The organism is Rahnella rivi, from assembly GCF_019049655.1.
Classification (GTDB): domain Bacteria; phylum Pseudomonadota; class Gammaproteobacteria; order Enterobacterales; family Enterobacteriaceae; genus Rahnella; species Rahnella rivi.
In genome coordinates this window covers 1-2,848 of the sequence record NZ_JAFMOX010000027.1, presented here as the reverse complement: position 1 = coordinate 2,848, position 2,848 = coordinate 1, and the positions used below count along the sequence as shown (strand labels likewise).

Below are 2,848 nucleotides of genomic sequence, written 5' to 3'. Positions count from 1 at the left end.
ATATTTCTCCAGGTGCAAAAATAAAAATAACCAATGGTGGAAGAATTTATATAAAAGGTAATAGTGACAGGGTTTTTTTATCAAAAAACACTGTATTACATTGTTCTGGCGGAGAGTTAACCATAGGTAACGGTGTTTTTTTTAATGAAAACAATCATGTTATTTGTCATGAAAAGATGACTATTGGCGATGACTGTCTTTTTGGACAAAACGTTTGTTTTTATGATTCTGATCACCAGTTTAGTGCTAGTAATATAAAAATAAGGGATCAAGGATATACTAAAAGTGAAGTTTTTATTTCTCAAGATGTATGGATTGGCGCCGGTTCTGTAGTGACGAAGGGAACGGTTGTTGGCGCTCACACTGTGATAGGTGCCAATTCTGTTGTAAGAGGAAAATTAGATTCATATAGTGTTTATGCAGGTAATCCAGTGAGATACTTGAGGAAAGTCAATGAGAAATGATAATAAAGAAATTGTCTTGCTTTCGACTGCTGACTGGGATAATCCATTTTGGACAAATAAACAGCATGTTGCCGTCGAATTTGCTCGTAGAGGATATAAAGTCCTTTATATTGACTCATTGGGCTTACGTAAGCCGAGTTTAAATAAGAAGGATTTTAGCCGAATTTTAAAAAAATTGTTTAAGGCACTAAGACCACCGAAGAAAGTGCAAGAAAATATATGGATTTGGTCTCCAATAACACTACCTTGGAACGAATATCGTGCTGTAAGGAGTTTTAATAAGTTCTATCTGAGTTTCTTCGTCAAAGTATGGAGTAAATTTCTTGGTTTTAGAAAACCATGGTTGTGGACATATAATCCATTAACTACTGAGTTTTTAAATCCGCATGATTTTTCGAAAACAATTTATCACTGTGTTGATGAAATTAAAGCTCAGCCTGGAATGCCTATCGATGTTTTAGAACGTGAGGAAAAAACATTAATTCAACAGGCAAGTATAGTATTTGTTACAGCATTGCAATTGAAAGAAAGTAGAGTTCAATGGAATAAAAATATACATTATTTTTCTAATGTTGCAGATTATGTTCATTTCAATAAAGCTGTAACAGAGAATTATACTATTCCAGATGATATGAAAAATATAACTTCTCCTATTGTAGGTTTTATTGGTGCAGTTAGCTCATATAAAATAGATTTAGATCTTATAAGTTATCTTGCTCTCCAAAGACCACAATATAGTATTGTGATTATAGGTGAGATTGGAGAAGGGGATCCATCTACAAAAATAGATATTCTTAAAAAACATAAAAATATACACCTGCTTGGGCCCAAACCTTATAATGTCCTTCCTCAATATCTTAAGTATTTTGACGTTGCACTGTTACCAAATAATCTAAACCAGTATACAGATAATATGTTTCCTATGAAGTTTTTTGAGTATTTAGCTGCCGGAAAACCTATCGTCAGTGTAGATCTTTCTTCAATTAAGGAATTTCATAATGTTGTTAAAATTGGTAAGGATAACTTAGAGTTTGTTGTGGGCGTTGATGCTGTTATATGTGGTGATGTAATCCCTTTGGATGAGCGTCTCGCCTTGGCTAAAGAATATACTTACGAAACAAGAACGGATAAGATGCTTGAAATGCTAATCTAGATGTTCCTTTTGACATGCTAAAAGTTACTTTCATTTCTTTGCTGAGCAGATGGGAGATAGAATGGCTGTTACTAAAAGGAATTTTATAAAGTACGGAGTGAGCGGTTTATTATTTTATAATCTTAATAAATTTTTTTTGTCAAATGCGATAGCTTCCGAGCCTGATGGAAAGCCCATCCATAGAATAAAGTGCGACAAAGATTTATTGAGGTTGAAGTTAAATAATATTCTTACAGAGAAAGAGCTTGTATATAAAACACCATCCTTAAGTTTTGATTATTTTTTTGTTTTATCAAGTAACCCTCGTCAGAATAAGGTGGTTGTTTTTATATATGAAGGGCCACGCTCTGTTCAAAAAGGCCTGATAACCTCTCTGGATGGCAGCGTTTGGAAGCCTTACGATATAGACCTCGAATTAACTGATTTTGGAGCAATCGGAGATGGTAAAACTGATAGTTCAGCTTCCATAGAATTAGCATTAAACTCCGGCATCCCAATCAAAGAGAATCGAGCTAATAATTATCTTTTAACGCGAACTTTAATTATTCATGATGGTTATATAAATTTTTCAGGTTTTGGGAAAGGAAAAACGGTTTTTCTTTTAGATCATTTTTTTAATGGAATCATCTATAGTAAGCCATTTTTTATAGATTTAAAGTCTAAAGTTTTTCTTTCCGGCTTTACGTTGAAAAGACTTAACTCTTCACTTTATACGGGTAGAGCTGGACCTAAAGGTCTATATGTGGGTAATGCAGACCCATTACTGATTGATGAAATAGAAGAATGTTATGGTCTTGGTTATGGTATACATATTGATTTTTCGAATAATGTTATAGTCAAAAATTGTTATGTACATGATCACAAGGGGCTTATAGCAGGCCTTTCTGGTACAGATGGAATCCATTTTTATCGTTCTCAAAATGTAATTGCTGAAAATAATTTCGTTCATGATGTTGGTGATGACGCTTTATCGGCTGGCTCATTTGATAATAAACATAAAGCGCAAAATATAACTTTTAATGATAATCGTATAGTTTCTTCTAAAGGTGGAATAAAAATTTACTCTTATGCTAATGATATTTTCATTAATAGAAATGTAATAGTAGGTTCAAGAGAAGGGGGGGTTTACCTCACTGACGATAAAAATTCCCCAGAAGATTCATATGTATCGAATGTGAATATTAAAAACAATCAATTTTCTTTTGTAGGAGTATGTGGCGAATCAATTGAG

3 protein-coding genes are annotated in these 2,848 nt (G+C 33.2%); all 3 read left to right on the top strand.

What is annotated here, in order from left to right:
* Window positions 1-464 (top strand): acyltransferase (locus J1779_RS00200; protein ID WP_217202539.1); only part of this gene is annotated, 464 nt, incomplete at its 5' end.
* On the top strand, window positions 454-1,617 hold the full coding sequence (locus J1779_RS00195; protein WP_217202538.1) for a glycosyltransferase: 1,164 nt from the start codon (window positions 454-456) through the stop codon (window positions 1,615-1,617). The genes J1779_RS00200 and J1779_RS00195, both read left to right, overlap by 11 nt.
* A gap of 61 nt (window positions 1,618-1,678) precedes the next feature.
* The coding region (locus tag J1779_RS00190) for a right-handed parallel beta-helix repeat-containing protein (RefSeq protein WP_217202537.1) at window positions 1,679-2,848 on the top strand (1,170 nt) is incomplete at its 3' end.